Consider the following 2351-nt stretch of genomic DNA (forward strand, 5'->3'; position numbering starts at 1 on the left):
CACCCGGCGCCGCACCACCACGCCGACTCACCAACAACAGATGACGCACCCCGTGCGACTCCACCAGACGCCGAGCCACCAACCCGCCCAACGTCCCCGTCCCACCCGTCACCAACACCGTCCCCGCCGGATCCAACACCCGGCCACCGCCCGCTCCGGCCTCGGCCGGCGCACCGGCCGGCGCACCGGCCCGCGCCAGGCGCGGCACCACCGCGCGGCCGTCTCGCCACGCCACCTGGGGCTCGCCCGACGCCAGCGCGTCGGCGACCAGCGCGGCGGGCGCCGCCGAGCCGTCGGTGTCCACCAGGACGATGCGGCCCGCGTGTTCGAGCTGCGCGGTGCGCACGAGGCCCCACACGGCGGAGGCCGCCGGGTCGTCGGCCGCGTTCGCGGTCAGGACGGCGAGCGGACGGTCGGAGTCGCCGGCCAGGTGCTCCTGGATCCGGGTGAGCGCGGCCCCGACGAGCTCCCGGCCCGCCTGCGGCGCCGGCAGCCCGCTGGGAGCGGTCAGGTCGAGCACCTCCCCCGCCGCCGCCCCGGCCTCGGCGCGCGGCAGTTCGGCCGGCGTCCAGTCGAGGCGGTACAGGTGGTCGGCGGCCGGATCCTGGACGGCGGACAGCCGCTCGGGCGCCACCGGCCGCAGGACCAGCGCCCCGACGGCGCCGACCGGTCGGCCGACCGGGTCGGTGAGCGCGAAGGACACGCTGTCCGGGCCCTCCCGGCGGGCGTGCACCCGCAGGGCGGTGGCCCCCGACGCGAACAGGGCCACGTCGTTCCAGGCGAACGGCAGCAGGACCTCGCCCGGGCGGGCCACCGGGGCCGCGCCCAGGTTGGCGGACTGCAGCGCCGCGTCCAGCAGCGCCGGGTGCAGGCCGAACCGCCCGGCGGACTCGGTCAGTTCCTCCGGCAGGGCGACCTCGGCGAACACCTCCTCGCCCGAGCGCCAGGCGGCCCGCAGGCCCCGGAAGGCGTCACCGTACTCGTACCCGGCCTCCGCCAGGCGCTCGTAGAAGCCGTCCAGTGCGACCGGCTCCGCGCCGGCCGGCGGCCACGCCTCGTAGCCGAACTCCGGTGCGGCCTCGGCCGCCAGGAAGCCGGTGGCGTGCCGGGTCCAGGTGCCCTCGCCGTCCTCGTCACGCGAGTGCACGTGGACGGCCCTGCGGTCGTCGTCGGCGGCCGGATCGACCGTGACGCGGATCTGGACGCCACCGCGCTCGGGCAGGATCGCGGGGGCCTCCACGACGAGTTCCTCCAGGCGGCCGAGCCCGGTCTGCTCGCCGGCCCGCAGGGCGAGTTCGAGGAAGGCCGCACCGGGCAGCAGGATGTTCCCGGAGACAGCGTGGCCGGCCAGCCACGGGTGCGAGCGGGTCGACAGCCGGCCGGTGAACACCGCGCCCCCGTCGGGCAGTTCCACCAGGGTGCCGAGCAGCGGGTGCCCGGCCGCGGCGACGCCGAAGGCGGTCACGTCGCCGGTCCCGGCGACGGGCTCCAGCCAGAAGCGCTGGTGCTGGAAGGCGTACGTGGGGAGTTCGGAGGGCCGGAGCGTACCGGCGCCGGCGAACGCCGTCGACCAGTCCACCTCGACCCCGCGGACGTACAGCTCGGCGGCCGAGAGCAGGACGCGGTCCCACGCACCGTCCTCACGCCGCAGCGTCCCCGTGGCGACGGTCGGGGCCGGGACCGTCTCCTCCAGCGCCTCCGCGATGCTGTGGACGAGCACCGGGTGCGCGCTCACCTCGACGAAGGCCCGGAACCCCTCGGCGGCGAGCGTGTCCACCGCCTCGGCGAAGCGGACGGTCTGCCGCAGGTTGCGGTACCAGTACCCGCCGTCCAGCTCAGGACCCTCCAACCACCGGCCCTCCACCGTCGACAGGAACGGGATCGCGGCGGGCCGGGGCTTCACCGCACCCAGCAGATCCGCCAACTCGCCCTCGATCGACTCCACATGGGACGTGTGGGAGGCGTAGTCCACCGGGACGCGCCGCACCCGCACACCCTGCTCCTCGAAGCCCGCCACCAGCGTGTCCAGCCCCACCGGGTCACCGGCCACCACCACCGACGACGGCCCGTTCACCGCCGCCACCTCCACACCGGCCGGCAGACCGTCGGCCACCTCGGCGGCCGGCAGCGCGACGGACACCATGCCGCCACGACCCGCCAGACCCCGCGCGATCGCCTGCGAACGCAGGGCGACGATCGCCGCCGCGTCGTCCAGCGACAGGATCCCCGCGACATGCGCCGCCGCGATCTCACCCTGCGAATGCCCCACCACCGCGTCCGGCACCACACCCAACGAACCCCACACCCGCGCCAGACCCACCATCACGGCGAACGACACCGGCTGCACCACA

At 76.2% G+C, this 2351-nt stretch carries 1 protein-coding gene; it reads right to left on the reverse strand.

Translation table 11 applies throughout. The features are described 5' to 3' along the window. The coding region (locus tag PUR56_RS00450) for an acyltransferase domain-containing protein (protein ID WP_329947367.1) at positions 1-2338 on the reverse strand (2338 nt) is incomplete at its 3' end. Positions 2339-2351 lie beyond the last annotated feature (13 nt).

Source organism: Streptomyces sp. BE303 (genome assembly GCF_036290945.1).
In the GTDB taxonomy this organism is placed as follows: domain Bacteria; phylum Actinomycetota; class Actinomycetes; order Streptomycetales; family Streptomycetaceae; genus Kitasatospora.